Genomic DNA, 18,520 nt, shown 5'->3' with positions numbered 1-18,520 from the left:
GTTACTGCACCAACTGGTTGATTTCAATAATCGGCATCAGCACGGCCAGCACGATCAGCAGCACGACGAGGCCCATGGCCAGGATCAGCACCGGCTCCAGCAGGCCGGCGATGGTCAGCGCGCGCCGCTCGAGGTCGGCCTGCTGCGAATTCGATGCCCGTTCGAGCATGGCCGGCAACTCGCCCGTGATCTCCCCGGCGCGGATCATGTGCACCAGCATGGGCGGAAACAGCTTTTGCGCCGACAGCGCACGCGCGAGGCCGACGCCTTCGCGCACGCTGGCCGTCGCCTGCTCCACCAATTCCTTCATCGCCACGTTCGACAACGTGTCGCGGCTCGTTTCGAGCGCGCGCAGGATGGGCACGCCCGATCCGGTCGTGATCGCCAGCGTGCTGGCGAAACGGGTCGTGTTCAGGCTGCGCTCGAACTTGCCGTACACGGGCGCGTTCAGCAGCCACGTATGCCAGCGGCGCTTGAGCACCGGGTTCTGCAGCGCGCGGCGCCACGCGAACCAGGCGGCGATGACGATCAATGCGACATAGATCCCGTAAGCGCGCGTAAAGTTCGACACGCCGAGCATCATGATCGTCAACACGGGCAGCTTCTGCTTGGTGTTGGCGAACACCGACACGATCTGCGGCACGACATAGGTCAGCAGGAAGATCACGATCGCGAACGCGACGACGGTGACGATGGCCGGATAGGTGAAGGCCAGGCGCACCCGCTGCACGAGGGCGTTGCGGCGTTCGATGTAGTCGGCCAGGCGCGACAGCACGCGCGACAGCTGGCCGATCTGTTCGCCGGACGCGACGAGCGCGCGGTAGATTTCGGCGAAGTCGCGCGGATGGCGCGCCAGCGCGCTGGAGAACGACGCGCCGCCCATCACTTCCGAGCGGATCGACGCGATCAGGTCGCGCACGTAGGCACGCTCGGCCTGTTCCAGCAGCGCCGTGAAGGCTTGCTCGAGCGGCAGGCCCGCTTCCAGCAGGCTGGCGAGCTGGCGCGTAAACAGCGCGAGCTCGATCTGGGACAGGCGCTCGCCGAAGCCGCGCGCGCGCGCCGCCCCGCTCTCGTCGAGCTGAGACGCGATGGCTTCGACGGTGAGCGGCGTCAATCCCTGCAAGCGCAAGTCGGCGCGCGCGGCACGGGGGCTGTCGGCGTTCAGGACGCCCTTGCGGGTGACGCCGCCGGCGTCGACGGCTTCATAGCGGAAGGCTGGCATCGATCAATCCGCCTTGGTCACGCGGACCAGTTCAGCTTCGGTCGTGATGCCTTCGTGCACCCACCGCGCGCCGTCCTCGCGCATCGTCTTCATGCCGACTTTCAGCGCGGTGTCGCGGATCTCGGCCTCGGCGGCCTGGTTGTGGATCTGCGAACGGATATGTTCATTCGTCTCGAGCAGCTCGTACACGCCCACGCGGCCGTGGAAGCCCGTGTGGCCGCAGCGATCGCAGCCGACCGCCACCCACTGTCCGCCTTCCTGGCGCTTGCAGTGAGAACACAGCTTGCGCACGAGGCGCTGCGCCATCACGCCCAGCAGCGACGACGACAGCAGGAACGGCTCGATGCCCATGTCCAGCAGACGGGTCACGGCCGAGGCGGCGTCGTTCGTGTGCAGGGTCGCCAGCACCAGGTGGCCGGTCAGCGAGGCCTGCACGGCGATCTGGGCCGTTTCGAGGTCGCGGATCTCGCCGATCATGATCACGTCCGGGTCCTGGCGCAGGATCGCGCGCAGGGCTTTACCGAAGGTCATGTCGATACGGGCATTGACCTGCGTCTGGCCGATGCCGGGCAGGTCGTATTCGATCGGGTCCTCCACCGTCATGATGTTGGTGGTCGTCGAGTTCAGGCGCGACAGCGATGCGTACAGGGTCGTCGTTTTACCGGAACCGGTCGGGCCCGTGACGAGCACGATGCCGTGCGGCTGGTTGATCAGCTTGTCGAACTGCGGCAGCATCTGCTCGCTCATGCCCAGGTGGCTGAGGTCGAGGCGGCCCGCTTCCTTGTCGAGCAGACGCAGCACGGCGCGCTCGCCGTGGCCGGTCGGCAGGGTCGAGACGCGCACGTCGACGGGCTTGCCGCCGATGCGCAGCGTGATGCGGCCGTCCTGCGGCAGGCGTTTTTCGGCGATGTCGAGCTGCGACATGATCTTGATACGCGAGATCAGCGAGGCGTGGATGGCCTTGCGCGGACGCACGACGTCGCGCAGCGCACCGTCGATGCGGAAGCGCACGACGGACGTCTGCTCGAACGGTTCGATGTGGATGTCCGACGCGCCTTCGCGCAGCGATTGCGTGAGCAGCGCGTTGATCATGCGGATGACCGGTGCGTCGTCGGACGATTCCAGCAGGTCCTCGATCGCGGGCACGTCCTGCAGCAGCTTGGTGAGATCGAGGTCGGCGTCGAACTCGTCCGCGACCTGCGAGGCGTCGCCGCCCCCGCCCTGGTACGCGGCGGCGATGGCCGACTCCAGTTCGGCGCGTTCCATCCGCCGCAGGGTGATGCGCCCGAAACGGCGCGAGATCTCGGCGATCGCCGCCGGCCTGGTCGCGTTCGAGACCAGCACTTCGACGGCTTGCGCCGGGTCGCCGTTGGAACGCGCCAGCACGCCATAATCCCGTGCGAATGCGAAGGGCAGCAAGTTGTTCATCGTCTGTCAGTTCGTTGGGGTCGGTGGCACCGGCCGATACTCGGGTTGCGCCGGCTGCACCGGGCGGAATTCCGGCACGGCCGGCTGGACGCCCGGCTGGCCCGGGGCCTTGGGCTGGAGCGTGCCCGGGCCGGTGCCGGCGCCGGGACGCGCCGCGACGGGTGCCGGCGGCGGCATCGCGGCCATCGCGCCGCCCGTCGGCGGCTGGCCGTTGATCAGCTTGGGCAACATCGGCGCGCCGAGGTTCTTCAGCAGCACGGTGTCGTCGGCCGGCTGCGCCATCTCGCCGGCGGCGTGCATGTATTCGTAGCGGTCCATCGAGATGCTGTCGTTCTGCTCCTTGCTGCGCACCACCACCGGGCGCAGGAACACCATCAGGTTACGCTTGGCGCGGGTCCGCGTGCGGTACTTGAACAGGTTGCCGATGATCGGAATATCGCCCAGTCCGCGCGTCTTTTCGTTGTTCTCGGATTCGTCGTCCGAGATCAGGCCGCCCAGCACGATGATCTGGCCATTGTCGGCCAGCACGTTGCTTTCGATCGCGCGGACGGTGGTCACGATGCCCGACGCCGAGCTGACGGAATTGTCGATTCCCGAATTCTCATGGTAGATCGACAGCTTGATGGTACCGCCTTCGGAAATCTGCGGGCGCACCTTCAGCAGCAGGCCCACGTCCTTGCGGTCGACCGTCTGGAACGGATTGCTTGCCCCGCTCGCACCCGTCGTGAAGGAACCGGTGATGATCGGAATGTTCTGCCCGACCTTGATCGTTGCCAGCTCGTTGTCCAGGGTGATCATGTTCGGTGTGGACAAGATGTTGGCGTGTCCCGTGCTTTCAAGGGCATGCGCGATCGCGCCCAGGCCCAGCTCGCCGTTCACCTGCTTGAACAGGCCGATCGACAGGCCGGTCGGCGTCGGGATCGAACTGCCGGTGGTGCTGCCGGACGTGCCGCTGATGCCCGTCGCCGCGGCCAGCGCCAGGTTGACGATGTTGTTGTTGCTGCCGCCGAGGCTGAACGACTGCAGGCCGCCCACGCGGTAGCTGCTGTTGTTGTTGCCGGTCAGGCCCACCCACTGCACGCCGAACTCGGACGCATCGGTCGACGTGACCTCGACCACCAGCGCCTCGATGTAGACCTGGGCGCGGCGCACGTCGAGCTGATCGATGACGGCGCGCAGGTTGCGGTACACGGCGTCCGGCGCCGTGATGATGAGGCTGTTGGTCGACGCATCGGCCTGGATGAAGCCGGAACCCTGGCCGCCGCCGGCACCGCCGGACGTCGCCTGGCCCTGCTGGGCGAAGCTGCCGCCCGTGCCGCCCATGCCGGTGCTGCTCTGCTGTCCTTGCTGGCCGCCGAGCGAGCCGGCGCCCGTGCCCGTGCCACCCGTCGTGCTGGACTGGATCGAGCCGCCCGACGTGCCCTGCTGCTGCACCGGCACGGCCGACGCATCCTGCGACACGACGGCGCGCAGCGTCTGCGCGACCTTGCTGGCATCGGCGTTCTTGAGGTAGACCACGTGGATGTTGCCGAGTTCAGTCGTCGGCTGGTCGAGCTTGGCGATCAGGTTCTTGGCCATGTTCGCGCGGGCCGGGGACGGCGCGCGCACGATGACGGTATTGGTGCGCGGATCGGCCAGCACGGTGACGCGGCCCGCATCGCCGCCGGCGGCCGGCTCCATCAGGCGCGTGACGAGCGTGGCGACGTCGCTGGCGATGCCGTTGCGGATCGGGATCACGTCGAGGTCGCCGGTGGCCGGGCCATCGAGCGCGGCGATGATCTTCGACAGGCGGCGCAGGTTGTCCGCGTAATCCGTGATCACGAGGCTGTTGTTGCCGGGATCGGCCATGATCGAGTTGTTCGGCGAGATCAGCGGGCGCAGCACGGCCGTCAGGTTGGCGGCCGATTCGTGCTGCAGGCGGTAGACCTGCGTGGCGATCTGGTCGCCCCTGGCCTTCGAGCCGCTGATGCCGACCTGCGTGGGCGACGATTGCAGCTTCGCTTCCGCTTCCGGCACCACCTTGGCATAGCCGTCGCCGGTGACGACCGCATAGCCCTGCAGGCGCAGCGCCGACGTCAGCAGGGCAAACGCCTGGGCCTTGGTCAATGTCTTTTCCGACACGAGGGTCAATGTGCCCTTGACGCGGGGGTCGATGATGAAGGTCGTTCCCGTGTAATGGCCGACCGCCTTGATGACGGATTCCATGTCGGCGTTGACGAAGTTGAGTGCGGCGCCGCCGCCGTCCTGGGCGAAGGCGGGCACGACAGTGACGCTTGTTCCGACGAGGCAGCACACCATGGCGGCGGCCACGATGCGGCGCAGGGCTGGAGGTTGCTTGGTGCTACGGAGGTTTGTTTTCATCATCTGAACTCTAACGCGATTATGTTCTTGCCGTTCACCATACGCCGTTGACCCAGCAGGTTGAGCAGGTTGCCCAGCGTGTCTTCGTATTTGTCGGCCGCCGCTGCCTGTCCCGAGAAGTGCAGGCGGCCGTTTTCCAATGCTCCACTACCAGACAGCAAAAGTGCTCCGCTCACGGTACGCAGGCTCACGTCGGCCCGCTGGCCGTGCCAGTCCATGGCCATCTCGTAGGTACCGAGCGGTTTGATCGGACTCATGCGCGATCCCATGTCGGTCATCGCGAGCACCGTGCGTCCGCTCACCGCGACCGCATTGCCCTGGCGCGCGATGTCCAGCAGGTTCCAGGACAGCTTGATCGTGCCCGACAGCGCGAGCGTGTTCAGGGGCGCGCCCAGGCCGGCCAATCCTGCCGCCGGCAACAGCAGCTGGCCGGCGCTGACCTGCCATTGCGACCAGCTGCCGCTGACGTGCACCGGCTGCGCCAGCGCCTGGTCGTTGGCCAGGTCCATGCTGACATCCCCGAACAGCACGAGCGGCGACAGGCGCCACGTAAAGCGTCCGGGCAGCAGCGGCGTGACGGAACCGCCCTCGCCCGGCGCGCCGCCCACAAAGGCTGAGCCGCGCCAAAGCGTACCCTGCGCATCCCCCAGAGTCAAACGGCCGCCGGTCTGGCGTTCGACCATCGGACCGAGCCAGGCGGCCGGCAGGAACGCCAGCACGGTGACGAGCACCGCCAGCGCCGTCAGCGCGATCCAGACGAGCGCGCGCCTCATTGACCGCTGCCGGTGTTCTGGCGCAGCGTCAGGCTGGCGTCGACCTGGCCGGCGGCGGGCAATGCGGTAACGGTGGCGTCCTGCACCAGCAAGCGGTTGGCGCGGCGCTGCTCGTCCAGCCAGGTGGCCAAGTTGGCGAACGCCACGTTGTTCAGCTGCAGCTTGATGTATTCGCCGTTCATCGACAGCGATTGCGGCGTCAGGCCGCGGCTCGACAGGCCGCTGTTGACGGCTTCGCGCGTGAGCGGCACGACGTGCGTTTCGGGCGCCTGCGCGAGGGCGGTCGCTTCCTGGGCCATGGCCTGCAGCTCGGCGGCCTGCTGGCGCAGCTGCGGCAGCGTGCGGCGCAACTGGGCGCGGCCTTCGATGGCCGGATCGACCAGCAGCAGATACAGCAGCGCGGCCAGCACGACGGCGCCGCCGACCGCCAGGAAGCGGCGTTCCTGCTCGGTGCGCGCGAGCCAGAGCGCCGTGGCGCGCTCGCGGTACTGGGCGATGGTGGTGGCGATGCTCATGGTTTGGCTCCCGTGCTGCGGATGACCCAGTTGCCCGGCGTGCCTTCTTCCAGCGTGAGCCGGCGCGTGGCCAGGGCCGTGCGCAACTGCCCGGTCAAGCCGGGGTCGACCGTTTCCGGTTTGACTTTGACGATCAAGGCGCGTTCGCGGTACTCGATTGATGTAATTCCAACCGGGCGGCCGAGCGAGCGCGTCGCTTCGCCCAGCGCCGACGCCAGGTAAGTGAATTCGTCGGGCGCCACGTCGCCCGTGTTGGCGCGTGCCCGGGCGATGTTCTGGCGCATCTGCAGCACCGGATCGAGGATCGCCGTCTCGCGCGGATAGGCGTTGCGGAAGGTCAGCGTCATCGACTGGCGGATCGTGTTGGCTTCGCGGCGCAGGCGCAGCCAGTCGACGTTCAGGCCGATCAGGTTGACGGCGATGGCCAGCGCGGCGAGAGCGATCGGCCAGCGCCAGCGGCGCCAGTCGCGCGTCGGGCTGCCGGCAGCGCCGAGGCCGCTCACGAGGTCCAGCGCGGTGGTCTTGGAGCCGGCGATCCAGTGCGTCCAGTCGTCGGCTTCGAGCGTGATGCCGGGGCCGGCGTCCTGCGCCAGCGCCTGGTATTCGCCCAGCTGGGCGGGCGGCACGTACAGCACGAGCGGGGCGTCGCCGCTGAAGGCGCGCGCCGTCTGCAGCACGACGGCCGGGGTGGCGTCGAGCGCGAGACCGAAGCCGTGGAACAGGCTCTGGCGCAAGGTCAGTTCGACACCGGAAATTGCGGCCGCGACGCTGCCCGGCTGCAAAGGCAGGCACAGTTGCGCGGGCACGGCGGTGACTGAACGCGCGCCCTGGGCCAGCAGGCTCTTGACGATGGCTTCCAGCCAGTCGCGCTCGACGACGGCGATCGAGCGCGTGCCGTCGGGCTGCTCGGGCGCGGCCACGAGCACGGCATCGAGCGGATCGCCCAGGATGTGTTCTTCGACGAGGCCCGGCAGCGCGGCTTTCAGGCGCGCGCCGGACAGCGGCGGGGCCTGCACCGACAGCAGGCTGACGTCGGCGGCGGCCAGCAGCAGCACGATGCGGCGGCTCGTGCCGACCAGGTCGCCCAGGTTGCGCAACGATCCTTCGCCGTGCTGGTCGATCGCGCCGCCATCGGTGACGAGGGCGAAGCGGCACAACGCATGTTCACCTTCGGCACGCGCGGGATGCCGGATATAAAGTGTGCTCAAACTGTCTCGCTTTCTCGATCTCTTGTTGGTCTTTTTAACATGCCCTGCGCTGTCCCTCGAGACTTCTTTAACGTTTTTTTAATACTGGCGAATCCACACCACCTTTGGCCCGCCACCCGCTACCAGCGCCGACGACCGGTGGATCAGCGCCTGCGCGTCCAGTGCGGCCCGGTCCAGGCGGATGCGCGTGTCGACCAGGAACCAGTCGCTTTTCACGGCGTACGAACCTTCCGTCAGCGGACGGCTTTCGCTATGGACCTGCTCCGCAAAATAAGTCGTCTCGCGCCACGCCGCCTGCTTGCGCCGCACGATCAGCGTGTTCGCCTCCGACACCGACATGTTCGGCACCAGGGCCGCCAGCACTTCCGCGGGCGCCGTGTTCACGTTGACCGGCGTGGCCTGCGGCAGCACGGTCACGAACGGCCGCAGGCGTTCGACGACGGCCGGCGTCACGCCCTTCACCGTCAGCAAATCCTCCACCTCCAGGATCTTCACCGGCGCCCCGATCACCGGGGTGGCCTGCACCTGCTTCGCCGGATCGTCATTCTCTTCGCCGGCCGTGACCGGCAACCCGGCCGCCACGAACGTCGCGATGCGCCGCGCCAGTCCCGTATCCAGCTGCAGATTACGCAGCAGGCGCTCGAAAATCTCGATCTGCGATTCGCTCAGCTGCCCCTTGCCCAATCCGAGGTTGCGCAAATTGTAACGCGAGCATGCGTCGGTAATGCTACCGGACAGGCTTGCATCGAAACTTTCTCCTTCGACCCGCTCGCGCTCGACGTACTGGTCGAGACGCGTGTCCGCCAGCGGCGTCGCCCACACCTGGTCGAGCGACGTGTACTGGCGGTGATCGACGCCGTCCTGGAACAGGACCAGGGTCGCCCAGTCGAGCGCGCCGCGCAGGATCCACTTGGTCTGCAGGTGCAGTCTCTGGTTTTCCATCGAGCGTACCTGCACCTGCTGCTGCCAGAACAGGCTGGCGACGATGGAGATCGCCAGCGTGGTCAGCAGCAGCGCGGTGATCACGGCCACGCCGCGTTCGCGCCCGGGACGTTGCCGCCGCAATCTCATGGCTCCCCCAGCAGGAAGGATTTGACCAGCGGTGCCTGCAGGCCCTGGGCCAGCAACGCCACCTGCATGCCGGTCGGTTCGTTGTTCGCCTGCTGCGGCGCCACCTGGTCGGGTTGCTGCAGCGGCGCGGGCGCGGCCGGGGCCTGCACCGTGCCCGCCGCATTCGCGCCGGGATCGACGCCGCCCTGGCGCCACGAATTATTGAGCCAGGTCGCGACCTGCATCCCCGTCACGCCGGTCTGCAAGGCCACGGCCGCGTTGCTGTCGGTATCGCTGGTGACGGCCTGCCACAGGGCGTCGAGCTGGATCAGGTCGCGCGTCGGCTGCGATTCGCGCCGGATCAGCGTACCGTTGACGATGCGGTAGGCCACCACCTGCAGGCGCGACGGCTGGTTTTCCGTGAACACTTCGCGCACGAGCGTGAAGCGGTCGGCGCCGATCAAAAGATAAGGCCGCTGGTCGACGACGTCGCGCTGGGCGATGTGCTCGCAGTCGCTCTGCATCTGCGCGAACGCCAATTGCATGCCGCGCGTCGTCTCCATCTGCTGGGTGAGGGCCACGCGCGCGCGCACGATGCTGTCCAGGCCGCGCCAGCCGAGCACGGCCACGATGGCCAGGATGCTGATCGCCACCAGCAGCTCCACGAGGGTGAAGCCGCGCGCACGGTCGGCACGTCGCGTCAGGGTCGTCATCGCCACGGTTTCAATACCAGTTGCACCAGCTTGACGATACGCCGGTTGGGGTTTTCGATGTCGAACACGGAGACCTCGACGCGGCGCAGGCGCGGGTTCGGGCTGGCGATGACTTCTTCCTGGCACACGAGGTGCAGGTCGCCCTGCGGGCAATCGAAACCGTGCTTGCCGATGTCCGGGAATTCCTTGCCGAGGCGGATCTGCACGAGGCGGTTCTCGGCCGACCACGTCGCCATCATCGAGGCGCGCAGGCCGCTGCTGTTGGCGGTCAGGCTGCCGACGGCGCGCAGGCCCGCGCCCAGCGCCGTGCCGACGATGACGAGGGCCACGAGCACTTCCAGCAGCGTGAAGCCGCGGTGCCGGCCCGGGAATCGCATGCGCATCCTGTCGCTCATCGGCTCGCTCATTCCACGGTGAAGTGCCCGACCCCGTCGGCGCGGATGGCGACGCGGTCATTGCCGCTGGCGAGGGTAAGCACGAACGGCTTGTCGACCGGTTCGTTGCCGAACGTGATGCGCAGCGGATTGAGGGTCCCGGCGCTGGTGGGATCCAGCAGCAGGGTCAGCGGGGCATTCTTGAAGTCGCGCTCGCGCAGCAGGTCGTCCTTCACGATCGGTTCCCAGCGCGTCTCGGTGCGCACGAGGAAGTGGTAGCGCTCGGGCGTGGCCTCGAAGGCGACGAGGCGGTTGCGCACGATCGCCTCGTCGCGCGCCAGCTGGAGCAGCAGCGCGAGGCGCTGTGCCTCCTTCTGCAGGTCCTGGTGCGGACTCGGAATGGCGTTGAGGCTGGCCAGCCCGAGCGTGATGCCGATGATGACCATCACGACCATGATCTCCACCAGGGTGAAGCCGCGGTGGTCCGGCAATCCGGGCCGGCGCGGCAGGCTGCGCGCGCGCTTGGTCATCGGCGTATCGGGATTATTTGTTGTCCCACGAGCCGATGTCGGCATCCTCGCCGGTGCCGCCAGGCTGGCCGTCCGCGCCCAGCGAGAATATGTCGACCTCGCCGTGCAGGCCGGGCGACAGGTACTGGTAAGGCGTACCCCACGGATCCTTGGGCAGCTTGTCGAGGTAGCCGCCTTCCTTCCAGCCGTTGGCGGCCGGGCCGCTGGTCGGCTTCTGGACGAGCGCCTGCAGGCCCTGCTCGGTGGTCGGATAGCGCTGGTTATCGAGCTTGTACAGCTTGAGCGCCGACATCAGCGTGGCGATGTCGACACGGGCCGCGGCCACGCGCGATTCGCCGGTGCGCCCAAGCAGCTTGGGCACGACGAGCGCGCCCAGGATGCCGATGATGACCACGACGACCATGATTTCGACGAGGGTGAAACCACCCTGGCGGCGCTGCCGTGCGAAACGATGCTTTGAGTTCTGCATAGATGTGAAGGTTATGGTCGAAAAAGCAGTATAAGGCCGAACGAGACCGGATGCCGTCAAAACTATTTTGGAAAATTTTCCAACTCGTTCGGAAAATTGTCCAATTGTAAGATACCCGACACAAAATGGACACCTTCGGTGCGTGACCGACCGACGAGGCGGCCTATTCTACGCCAGGGCGTCCCGCGCATACGGGACAGCACGGGTTGCGCGCCACGCCGATCTCGGTCCATTCCATGGCGCGCGCATCCAGCATCTGCAGCCGGCCCGCCAGCGAACGGCCGCTCCCGGCCAGCACCTTGAGCGCCTCGGCCGCCTGCATCGCGCCGACGATGCCCACCAGCGGCGCGAACACGCCCATGGTGCTGCACGCGACTTCCTCGAACTTGCCGTCCTCGGGGAACAGGCAGGCATAGCAGGGCGACGCGGGGTCGCGTACGTCGTAGACCGAGATCTGCCCGTCGAAACGGATCGCGGCGCCCGCGACGAGCGGGACGCCGGCGGCAACGCAGGCACGGTTGACGGCATGGCGGGTGGCGAAGTTGTCGCTGCAGTCGAGTACGACATCGGCAGCGCGCACGAGTTCCCCTAAACGCGCGGCATCGGCGCGCTCGCGCAAGGCGACGACCTCGACGTCGGGATTGATCTGATGCAGGGCTTCACGGCCGGACTCGACCTTGGGCTGGCCCACGCGCGCCGTCGTGTGCATCACCTGGCGCTGCAGGTTCGTCAGGTCGACGGTGTCGTCGTCGACGAGGGTCAGGCGCCCGACGCCGCTCGCGGCAAGATACAGCGCGGCCGGCGAACCGAGGCCGCCGGCGCCGATCACGAGCGCGCGCGCGCGCAGCAGGCGGTCCTGGCCTTCGATGCCGATCTCGTCGAGCAGGATATGGCGCGAATAGCGCAGCAGCTGCTGGTCGTTCATCGCCAGCCTCTTTCCATCGTCGCGGCGCGCATCATTTCTTCGGCACGGGCGACTTGAGCTCCAGGGCCGGCGGCTTCGCGCCGTCCTTGATGTCGGCCGGCTTCGGTTCCTGGCCCGGCAGCCTGGCCGGCGCCGGCTTGTCCTCGTCCGGATCGGCCTTGGCCAGTTCGACCTTCAGGCCCTTGAAGTGATTGAGGGCCTGCGCCAGCTGGAAATCGTCCTTGGCGCCGAATTCGAGCGGCTTGGCGTTCTTCATCGCAGCCACGGTGAACTGTTCTTCCTCGAGCTCGTCGCGGCGCGACTTGGCGCTGGCGCTCTTGCTGTCGGCCGCCTCGTTCGTCAGGTGGTGATCCAGGTCGGCTTCGCGCACGCGCACGGCGTTCAGGCCGTCGCCTTCCGGCGTCTCGTCGACCTTGAGGTCGGGCACGATGCCCAGCGCCTGGATCGAGCGGCCTTTCGGCGTGTAGTAGCGTGCCGTCGTCAGCTTGACGGCCGTGTCGGGCGTCAGCTGGCGCAAGGTCTGCACGGATCCCTTGCCGAAGGTCTGGCTACCCATCACGATGGCGCGCTTGTAATCCTGCAGGGCACCGGCGACGATTTCCGAGGCCGATGCCGAGCCCGTGTTGACCAGCACCACCATCGGCACGGTTTTCAGTGCGGCCGGCAGCTTGGCGAGCGGATCGGCGCCCGGCTTGACGGCATAGAATTCGCGCCGCCCGTAGAACGTGGCGTTCGAATCGGACAGCTGGCCCTTCGTCGAGACGATCACGTCGTTCGCCGGCAGGAACGCGGCCGAGACGCCGATCGCGCTCGGCAGCAGGCCGCCCGGATCGTTGCGCAGATCGAGCACGAGGCCCTTGATGTTCGGGTTGCGGGCGTATAAATCCTTCAGCTTGTCGGCGACCTCGTCCAGGGTCTCTTCCTGGAACTGGTTGATGCGCAGCCAGGCATAGCCCGGCTCGATCATCTTCGCCTTGACGCTGGCCACGTGGATTTCCTCGCGCACGATGGGCACGACCCAGGGCGCGTCGGCGCCGCGGCGGGCGATGGTCAGCATCACCTTGCTGTGCGGCTCGCCGCGCATGCGCTTGATGGCGTCGTCCAGCGACAGGCCTTTCACCGGCACGTTGTCGATGCGGGTGATCAAATCTCCGGCCTTGATGCCGGCGCGGTAGGCGGGCGAATCGTCGATGGGAGAGACGATCTTGACGTAGCCGTCTTCCATCGCGATCTCGATGCCGAGGCCGACGAAGCGGCCCTGCACCTCTTCGCGCATCTCGGCGAAGTCCTTCTGGTCGAGGTAGACGGAGTGCGGATCGAGCGAGTTCACCATGCCGGCGATGGCGTCGGACAGCAGCTTCTTGTCGTCGACCTTCTCGACATAATCGCTCTTGATCAGGGCATACACGTCGGCCAGCTGGCGCAGCTGGTCCAGGGGCAGCGGGGCGTCGCCGCCCTTTTGCGCCAGCGCCGAGTACTGGACCGAGGCGGCCACCCCGGCCACCATGCCGAGGCCGATCAGACCGAGGTTCTTGAGTTTCTTGCCCATGCTTGTTCCTGGATTATGCTTCCGGAAATTAGAACCTGACCCAGCTCGACGGATCGAACGCTTTTCCGAGATGCCTGAGCTCAAAGTATAGCCCCGATTCCTCGTTGCCGCCGGTATTGCCCGCACTGGCGATGACGTCGCCCGGCTTGACCGCGTCGCCGGCCTGTTTCATCAGCGTCTGGTTGTTTCCATAGATCGACAGGTACTCGCCGCCATGATTGATGATGATCAAATTACCGTAGCCGCGCATCCAGTTGGCGAACACGACACGTCCGGCCGCGATGGCGCGCACATCGGTGCCTTCCGGCGCCTTGATGAACATGCCGCGCCACGTCGGCCCGTCGCCGCGCTTGGCGCCGAAACGGGCCGCGATCTTGCCGGAGATCGGGGCCGGCAGGCGACCGCGCAGGCTCTCGAATGCGCCGCTCGGCAGGTCGGCGGCGAGCGCGGTGTCGGCGCTGCGCTGCGGCGCTTCCTGTTTCGGCGGCTCCTCGGCCACCCGAGTCTCTTCGGGTTCCGGTTTCGGCGGCGGCAACGGCTTGACGGGTCTGCCGGTCTTGGCTGCTTCCCTTGCCGCTTCGCGCGCCAGGCGTTCGCGCTCTTCGCGCCGGGCGTTCGCCCGCGCCAGCGCGCGTTCCTTCGCCTCGGCGGCGGCCTTGGCGCGGGCCGCCGCGAGTGCCTGCTGGCGCTTGCGCTCGGCCGCGGCCGCGATTTCCTGTTCGCGGATCAGGCGCGTCAGGCGATCGACGAGGCCGCTCATGCGCTGCTCGTCCTGCTCCAGGCGGCTCGCCTGCTTGCGCTGGTCCGTCAACTTGCTCGACAAATTCGCCAGCAGCGTGGCGCGCTTGCCCTTTTCTTTTTCGAGCAGCGCCTTCTGCGACTTCTGCTCTTGTGCAATTTCTTCCAGCTCGTCCCGGGCGTTCTGGGTCTGGGCGTGATTCGCCTCGACGGCCGCCAGGTTGGCGCGCAGGGAATTCAATAATCTGGCTTGCGCCTGCGACACGTAGGCCATCATCTGCAGGTCGCGGTTGATGCGGTTCGGGTTATCGCCCGACAGCAGCAGCTTGATGCGGTCCTCGTTGCCGGCAACATAGTGCTCACGCAACAGCTTGGCCAGTTGGCGCTTCTGGGCCGCGATGGTATTGCCGAGACGCTCCTCTTCCGTCGCGAGATCCTTGAGCTTGGCATTGGTGGCGGCCTGCTCGTCGGCCAGTTCACGCAGCGAGCGGTTGGCGTCGGAAATCGCTTCTTCCGACTCGGCCAGCTCGTCGGCCGCGTCTTCCTTTTCGCTCTCGGTGCGGGTGATGTCCTTCTTGAGAGCACTGAGCTTTTGCTGGATACCGGCGCGCGCCGCCTCGGCGGCGGCTTTCTGCTTGCTGCGCGCGGTCTGGCGCGGCGCCGCCTGCGCGCTGCCGAAGGCGAACACGCAGGCCAGCAGGCCGCACAACAGCTTGCCGCGGACGGACAGGCCCGCGGACGTCGACTTCACGAAGGAAAGCAAGACTTACTTCGCCTTCCCTTGGTTGGCCACGGCGGCCATGGCGGCCGCGATCGCGTCCTGGTCGCCCAGGTAGTAATGGCGGATCGGCTTCAGGTCCGCGTCCAGCTCGTACACGAGCGGGGTGCCGTTCGGGATGTTCAGCCCGACGATGTCGCTGTCGCTGATGTTGTCCAGCATCTTGATCACGGCGCGCAGGCTGTTGCCGTGGGCCGAGATCAGGATCTGCTTGCCGGCGCGGATCGCCGGGGCGATTTCCTCGTCCCAGGCCGGCATCACGCGGGCGACGGTATCCTTCAGGCATTCGGTCAGCGGGATCTGCGCCTTGTCGAGGCCGGCGTAGCGCGGGTCGTCGAACGACGTGCGCGGATCGTTGGCTTCCAGCGCGGGCGGCGGCGTGTCGTAGCTGCGGCGCCACACGAGCACCTGCTCGTCGCCGAACTTGGCGGCGGTCTCGCCCTTGTCCAGGCCCTGCAGGGCGCCGTAGTGGCGCTCGTTCAGGCGCCAGTCGTTCTTGACCGGCAGCCACATCATGTCCATCTCGTCCATGGCCAGCCACAGCGTGCGGATCGCACGTTTCAGGACCGAGGTATAGGCCAGGTCGAAGGTGAAGCCGGCTTCCTTCAGCAGGCGGCCCGCGGTCTTGGCTTCGTTGACGCCTTTTTCGGTCAGGTCGACATCGGTCCAGCCGGTGAAACGGTTCTCGAGGTTCCAGGTGGACTCGCCGTGGCGCATGAATACGATTTTGTACATAGGTGCTTTATAGAAAAAAGTGAGCAGGAAATACCGATCCGACTTCTATTTTATAATGCGATGATTCAGTTCAACCAACGGAACCTTCGTGAAATTCATCATCGACCATTTCATCACTGTTGCGATCGCCGCCCTGTCGGGGGGTGCGCTGCTGTGGTTATCGCTGGCGCCGCGTGGCCGCCAGGCCTCGCCGCTGCAGGCCACCCAGATGATCAACCGCGGCAAATCCACCGCCGTGATCGATGTGCGCAGCGCCGACGAGTTTGCCGCAGGGCACCTGCGCGACGCAAAACACATTCCGCTGTCAGACTTGGGCAATCGTACCGGCGAGCTGGACAAGTCGAAAGTCAAGACCATCATTGTCGTCGATCAAGACGGCAAACACGCCGATAAAGCAGCGCGCCTGTTGAAAGCGGCAGGGTTCGAAGATATCTATGGCCTGGAAGGCGGCACTGCGGCCTGGACGGCTGCCGGCCTGCCCCTGATCAAATAATTTGAAAGGATACTGCCATGACAGCCCATGTTGTTCTCTATCACACCGCCAGCTGCCCCTACTGCGTACGCGCCGAGCGCCTGCTGGAAGCCAAGGGCGTGACCGACATCGAACGCATTCGCGTCGACCTTGATCCGGAACAACGTGCGATCATGATGCAGCGCACGGGCCGCCGTACGGTGCCGCAGATTTACGTGGGCAATACCCATGTGGGCGGCTTCGACGATCTGTATGCCCTCGACCAGGCGGGCCGGCTGGACCCGCTGCTCAACGGCGCTGCGGCCTGAGCCTGCGCAGGGGCGCCGGCCCGCTGCTATTGAAACCGAATTGGTTTTGATACAATTGCCGGCGCCTTGACAAGTCAAGCACCTCGAATGGCAGGATGATGCCGTTCTTCTTAAAAATTACACGAAAGCGTTCCATGGCTGACGAAAACCTGCAACCCGTATTCCAAATCCAGCGTATCTACCTGAAAGATCTGTCGCTGGAACAACCGAATTCCCCGGCAATCTTCCTGGAGCAGGAAGCCCCGACCATCGAGGTCTCGCTGGACGTCGGCGCCGAGGGCATCGCCGATGGCATCTACGAATCGACCGTCACCATCACCGTGACCGCCAAGGTCAAGGACAAGGTTGCTTTCCTGGCCGAAGGCAAGCAGGCAGGTATCTTCGAAGCCCGCAACATCCCGGCCGACCAGATGGATCCGCTGCTGGGCATCGGTTGCCCGAACATCATCTATCCGTACCTGCGTGCGAACATCGCCGACGTGATCACCCGTGCCGGTTTCCCGCCGGTCCACCTGGCCGAGATCAACTTCGAAGTGTTCTACCAGCAGCGTCGCCAGGCGCTGGCCGAGCAGGCTGCCGCAGCGGGCACGCCGGCTGGCAACCAGTAATATCCCGGGCGTCCCGCACCGCTCCTCCCGGGCGGGGCCGGACGCCTCGTTTCATTGACGCGCTTTTGCCGACACGCTTCGTGCCGGTCGATCCAGCCCGGCCTCAGCGTGTACCGTCTTCAAAGGCCCACATGCGCCCCATCCGTTTCCGCCATCGACTCATCGCAGGCAGCATGCTGCTGCTGGCATCGTGCGCGGCCGCCGCGTTCGATTTCAAGACAGTCGGCGCGCATTCCGTGATCCTGTACGAGGCCCCGTCCACCCGGAGCGGCAAGCTGTTCATCGCTCCCAGCGGCATGCCGGTCGAGATCGTCCTCAGCTACGGCGACTGGGTCAAGGTACGTGACGCCACCGGCGACATGGCCTGGACCGAGGCGAGGAACCTGTCGGCCAGGCGCAACGTCATCGTGCGCGTGGCCTCCGCCAAGGTGCGCGCCGCGCCCGACGACAACGCGCCCGTCGTGATGATGGCCGAAAAGAACGTCCTGCTCGAACTCGTCGATCCGGAAACCGGCATCTGGGTGCGCGTGCGCCACCGCGACGGCATCAGCGGCTACGTCAAGGCGTCCGACATCTGGGGCATCTAGCCCGTCCTCCCATGCACGAACCGAAATCCCCCCAAAAAATCACCGTCCTCGGTGCCGGCGCCTGGGGCACGGCCGTGGCGATCGCGCTCGCGGCGCGCCACGACGTCCTGCTGTGGGGCCGCAACCCCGCGCAGATGGCGCAGGCTGCCGGCGCGCGCGAAAACACCCATTACCTCCCCGGCTTCCCGCTGCCGGCCGGCCTGGACGTCACGGCCGACTTCGACGCAGCCGTCGCGCACGTAGTCGACGCCGCGGCCCAGCCCGGCGCCGAGCCGCTGCTGATCGCGGCCTGCCCGGTGGCCGGCCTGCGTCCGCTGCTCGAGCAGCTCAAGGGCCGCGCCGTCCCGAACATCGTCTGGCTGTGCAAGGGGTTCGAATACGAGACCGGCCTGCTGCCGCACCAGGTCGTGCGCGACGTGCTGGGCGCTGCCGTACCGGGCGCCGCGCTGTCCGGCCCGTCGTTCGCGCAGGAAGTGGCGCGCGGCCTGCCCTGCGCGCTGACGGTCGCGTCGACCGACAAGACGCTGCGCGAGCGCGTGGTTGCGCTCGTACATGGCGGCAATATCCGCGTGTATTCCTGCGATGACATGGTCGGCGTGGAAGTCGGCGGCGCCGTCAAGAACATCCTCGCCATCGCCACCGGCACGGCCGACGGCCTGGGACTCGGATTGAACGCACGCGCCGCGCTGATCACGCGCGGCCTCGCGGAAATCACCCGCCTCGGCACGGCGCTGGGCGGCCATGCCGGCACCTTCATGGGCCTGACGGGGATGGGCGACCTGATCCTGACGTGCACGGGCGACCTGTCGCGCAACCGCCGCGTCGGCCTGGCACTGGCCCAGGGCAAGCCGCTCGACACCATCGTCCGTGAACTCGGCCACGTGGCCGAAGGCGTGCCCTGTGCCAAGGCCGTGCGTGAGCTGGCGGCCAGGCTGGGCGTCGACATGCCGATCACCAATGCGGTGGCCGGGGTGTTGTTCGATGACGATTCCGCCAGCGACATGGTGGCCAGGTTATTGGCGCGGGATCCGCGCGACGAGCTGGCCTGATTGCAGGACGCGATTACGCAACGTGATGGCGGGCTCGGGGAGCCCACCCTACAATACGATGCGCTTGGATGCGTATCCCGGACCACGATACGATGCGGTTGGGTGAGCATCCCGTTCCACGATACGAA

At 66.7% G+C, this 18,520-nt stretch carries 20 protein-coding genes; 5 read left to right on the top strand and 15 right to left on the bottom strand.

All coding sequences use genetic code 11. From position 1 onward, the window contains the following. Position 1: 1 nt before the first annotated feature. The 15 genes from gspF to gpmA all read right to left on the bottom strand — a co-directional run bounded on the left by gspF (position 2) and on the right by gpmA (position 15,368). On the bottom strand, positions 2 to 1,222 hold the full coding sequence (gene gspF / locus ASC93_RS13275) for a type II secretion system inner membrane protein GspF (RefSeq protein WP_056442485.1): 1,221 nt from the start codon (positions 1,220 to 1,222) through the stop codon (positions 2 to 4). 3 nt (positions 1,223 to 1,225) lie between these two features. Then, entirely contained in the window at positions 1,226 to 2,650 is a 1,425-nt protein-coding gene (gene gspE, locus ASC93_RS13270) for a type II secretion system ATPase GspE (RefSeq protein ID WP_056442481.1), read from the bottom strand. Positions 2,651 to 2,656: 6 nt separating this feature from the next. After that, positions 2,657 to 5,014: a type II secretion system secretin GspD gene (gene gspD / locus ASC93_RS13265; protein ID WP_307188993.1), complete on the bottom strand. Its 2,358-nt coding sequence runs from the start codon at positions 5,012 to 5,014 to the stop codon at positions 2,657 to 2,659. Then, complete coding sequence (gspN, locus tag ASC93_RS13260) at positions 5,011 to 5,784, bottom strand: type II secretion system protein N (protein ID WP_056442475.1); 774 nt, start codon at positions 5,782 to 5,784, stop codon at positions 5,011 to 5,013. The genes gspD and gspN overlap by 4 nt, the downstream gene beginning before the upstream one ends. Beyond that, entirely contained in the window at positions 5,781 to 6,299 is a 519-nt protein-coding gene (gene gspM, locus ASC93_RS13255; protein WP_056442472.1) for a type II secretion system protein GspM, read from the bottom strand. Before gspM ends, gspN begins: the two co-directional genes overlap by 4 nt. Further along, positions 6,296 to 7,507 carry a type II secretion system protein GspL gene (gene gspL / locus ASC93_RS13250; RefSeq protein WP_056442469.1) on the bottom strand — a complete coding sequence of 404 codons (1,212 nt, stop codon included), beginning with the start codon at positions 7,505 to 7,507 and terminating at the stop codon, positions 6,296 to 6,298. The genes gspM and gspL overlap by 4 nt, the downstream gene beginning before the upstream one ends. A 78-nt stretch (positions 7,508 to 7,585) precedes the next feature. Further along, positions 7,586 to 8,578: a type II secretion system minor pseudopilin GspK gene (gspK, locus tag ASC93_RS13245; protein ID WP_056442466.1), complete on the bottom strand. Its 993-nt coding sequence runs from the start codon at positions 8,576 to 8,578 to the stop codon at positions 7,586 to 7,588. Further along, positions 8,575 to 9,270 carry a type II secretion system protein J gene (locus ASC93_RS13240; protein WP_056442463.1) on the bottom strand — a complete coding sequence of 232 codons (696 nt, stop codon included), beginning with the start codon at positions 9,268 to 9,270 and terminating at the stop codon, positions 8,575 to 8,577. Before ASC93_RS13240 ends, gspK begins: the two co-directional genes overlap by 4 nt. Further along, entirely contained in the window at positions 9,267 to 9,665 is a 399-nt protein-coding gene (gene gspI, locus ASC93_RS13235; protein WP_229412713.1) for a type II secretion system minor pseudopilin GspI, read from the bottom strand. Before gspI ends, ASC93_RS13240 begins: the two co-directional genes overlap by 4 nt. 8 nt (positions 9,666 to 9,673) lie before the next feature. Then, positions 9,674 to 10,174 (bottom strand): type II secretion system minor pseudopilin GspH, encoded by a 501-nt coding sequence (gspH, locus tag ASC93_RS13230; RefSeq protein ID WP_056442460.1) that lies wholly within the window; start codon positions 10,172 to 10,174, stop codon positions 9,674 to 9,676. Positions 10,175 to 10,187: 13 nt separating this feature from the next. After that, positions 10,188 to 10,643, bottom strand: coding sequence for a type II secretion system major pseudopilin GspG (gene gspG, locus ASC93_RS13225; RefSeq protein ID WP_056442457.1), 456 nt, complete (start codon positions 10,641 to 10,643; stop codon positions 10,188 to 10,190). 163 nt (positions 10,644 to 10,806) lie between these two features. Further along, entirely contained in the window at positions 10,807 to 11,568 is a 762-nt protein-coding gene (locus ASC93_RS13220) for a molybdopterin-synthase adenylyltransferase MoeB (protein ID WP_056442454.1), read from the bottom strand. 31 nt (positions 11,569 to 11,599) lie between these two features. After that, a complete protein-coding gene (locus ASC93_RS13215) occupies positions 11,600 to 13,117 on the bottom strand; it encodes a S41 family peptidase (RefSeq protein WP_056442451.1) in 1,518 nt (505 codons plus the stop codon). Between the two features lie 28 nt (positions 13,118 to 13,145). Further along, positions 13,146 to 14,567, bottom strand: coding sequence for a murein hydrolase activator EnvC (locus ASC93_RS13210; protein WP_056442646.1), 1,422 nt, complete (start codon positions 14,565 to 14,567; stop codon positions 13,146 to 13,148). Between the two features lie 54 nt (positions 14,568 to 14,621). Further along, positions 14,622 to 15,368, bottom strand: coding sequence for a 2,3-diphosphoglycerate-dependent phosphoglycerate mutase (gene gpmA, locus ASC93_RS13205; protein ID WP_056442448.1), 747 nt, complete (start codon positions 15,366 to 15,368; stop codon positions 14,622 to 14,624). A gap of 88 nt (positions 15,369 to 15,456) precedes the next feature. On the opposite strand from gpmA, the gene ASC93_RS13200 reads away from it, so the two are divergent. From ASC93_RS13200 to ASC93_RS13180, 5 genes are all read left to right on the top strand, one after another. Then, a complete protein-coding gene (locus ASC93_RS13200; RefSeq protein WP_056442445.1) occupies positions 15,457 to 15,861 on the top strand; it encodes a rhodanese-like domain-containing protein in 405 nt (134 codons plus the stop codon). A 17-nt stretch (positions 15,862 to 15,878) separates the two neighbouring features. Next, positions 15,879 to 16,148, top strand: coding sequence for a glutaredoxin 3 (grxC, locus tag ASC93_RS13195; RefSeq protein WP_056442441.1), 270 nt, complete (start codon positions 15,879 to 15,881; stop codon positions 16,146 to 16,148). 134 nt (positions 16,149 to 16,282) lie between these two features. Then, a complete protein-coding gene (gene secB / locus ASC93_RS13190; protein WP_056442439.1) occupies positions 16,283 to 16,756 on the top strand; it encodes a protein-export chaperone SecB in 474 nt (157 codons plus the stop codon). Positions 16,757 to 16,887: 131 nt separating this feature from the next. Further along, a complete protein-coding gene (locus tag ASC93_RS13185) occupies positions 16,888 to 17,343 on the top strand; it encodes an SH3 domain-containing protein (RefSeq protein WP_229412712.1) in 456 nt (151 codons plus the stop codon). A gap of 11 nt (positions 17,344 to 17,354) precedes the next feature. Beyond that, positions 17,355 to 18,392: an NAD(P)H-dependent glycerol-3-phosphate dehydrogenase gene (locus tag ASC93_RS13180; protein ID WP_056442435.1), complete on the top strand. Its 1,038-nt coding sequence runs from the start codon at positions 17,355 to 17,357 to the stop codon at positions 18,390 to 18,392. The last annotated feature ends 128 nt before the right edge of the window (positions 18,393 to 18,520 follow it).

Origin of the sequence: Massilia sp. Root335 (assembly GCF_001425685.1) — a bacterium.
Classification (GTDB): Bacteria; Pseudomonadota; Gammaproteobacteria; order Burkholderiales; family Burkholderiaceae_D; genus Telluria; species Telluria luteola.
This window is presented reverse-complemented; position numbering and strand designations above follow the sequence as displayed.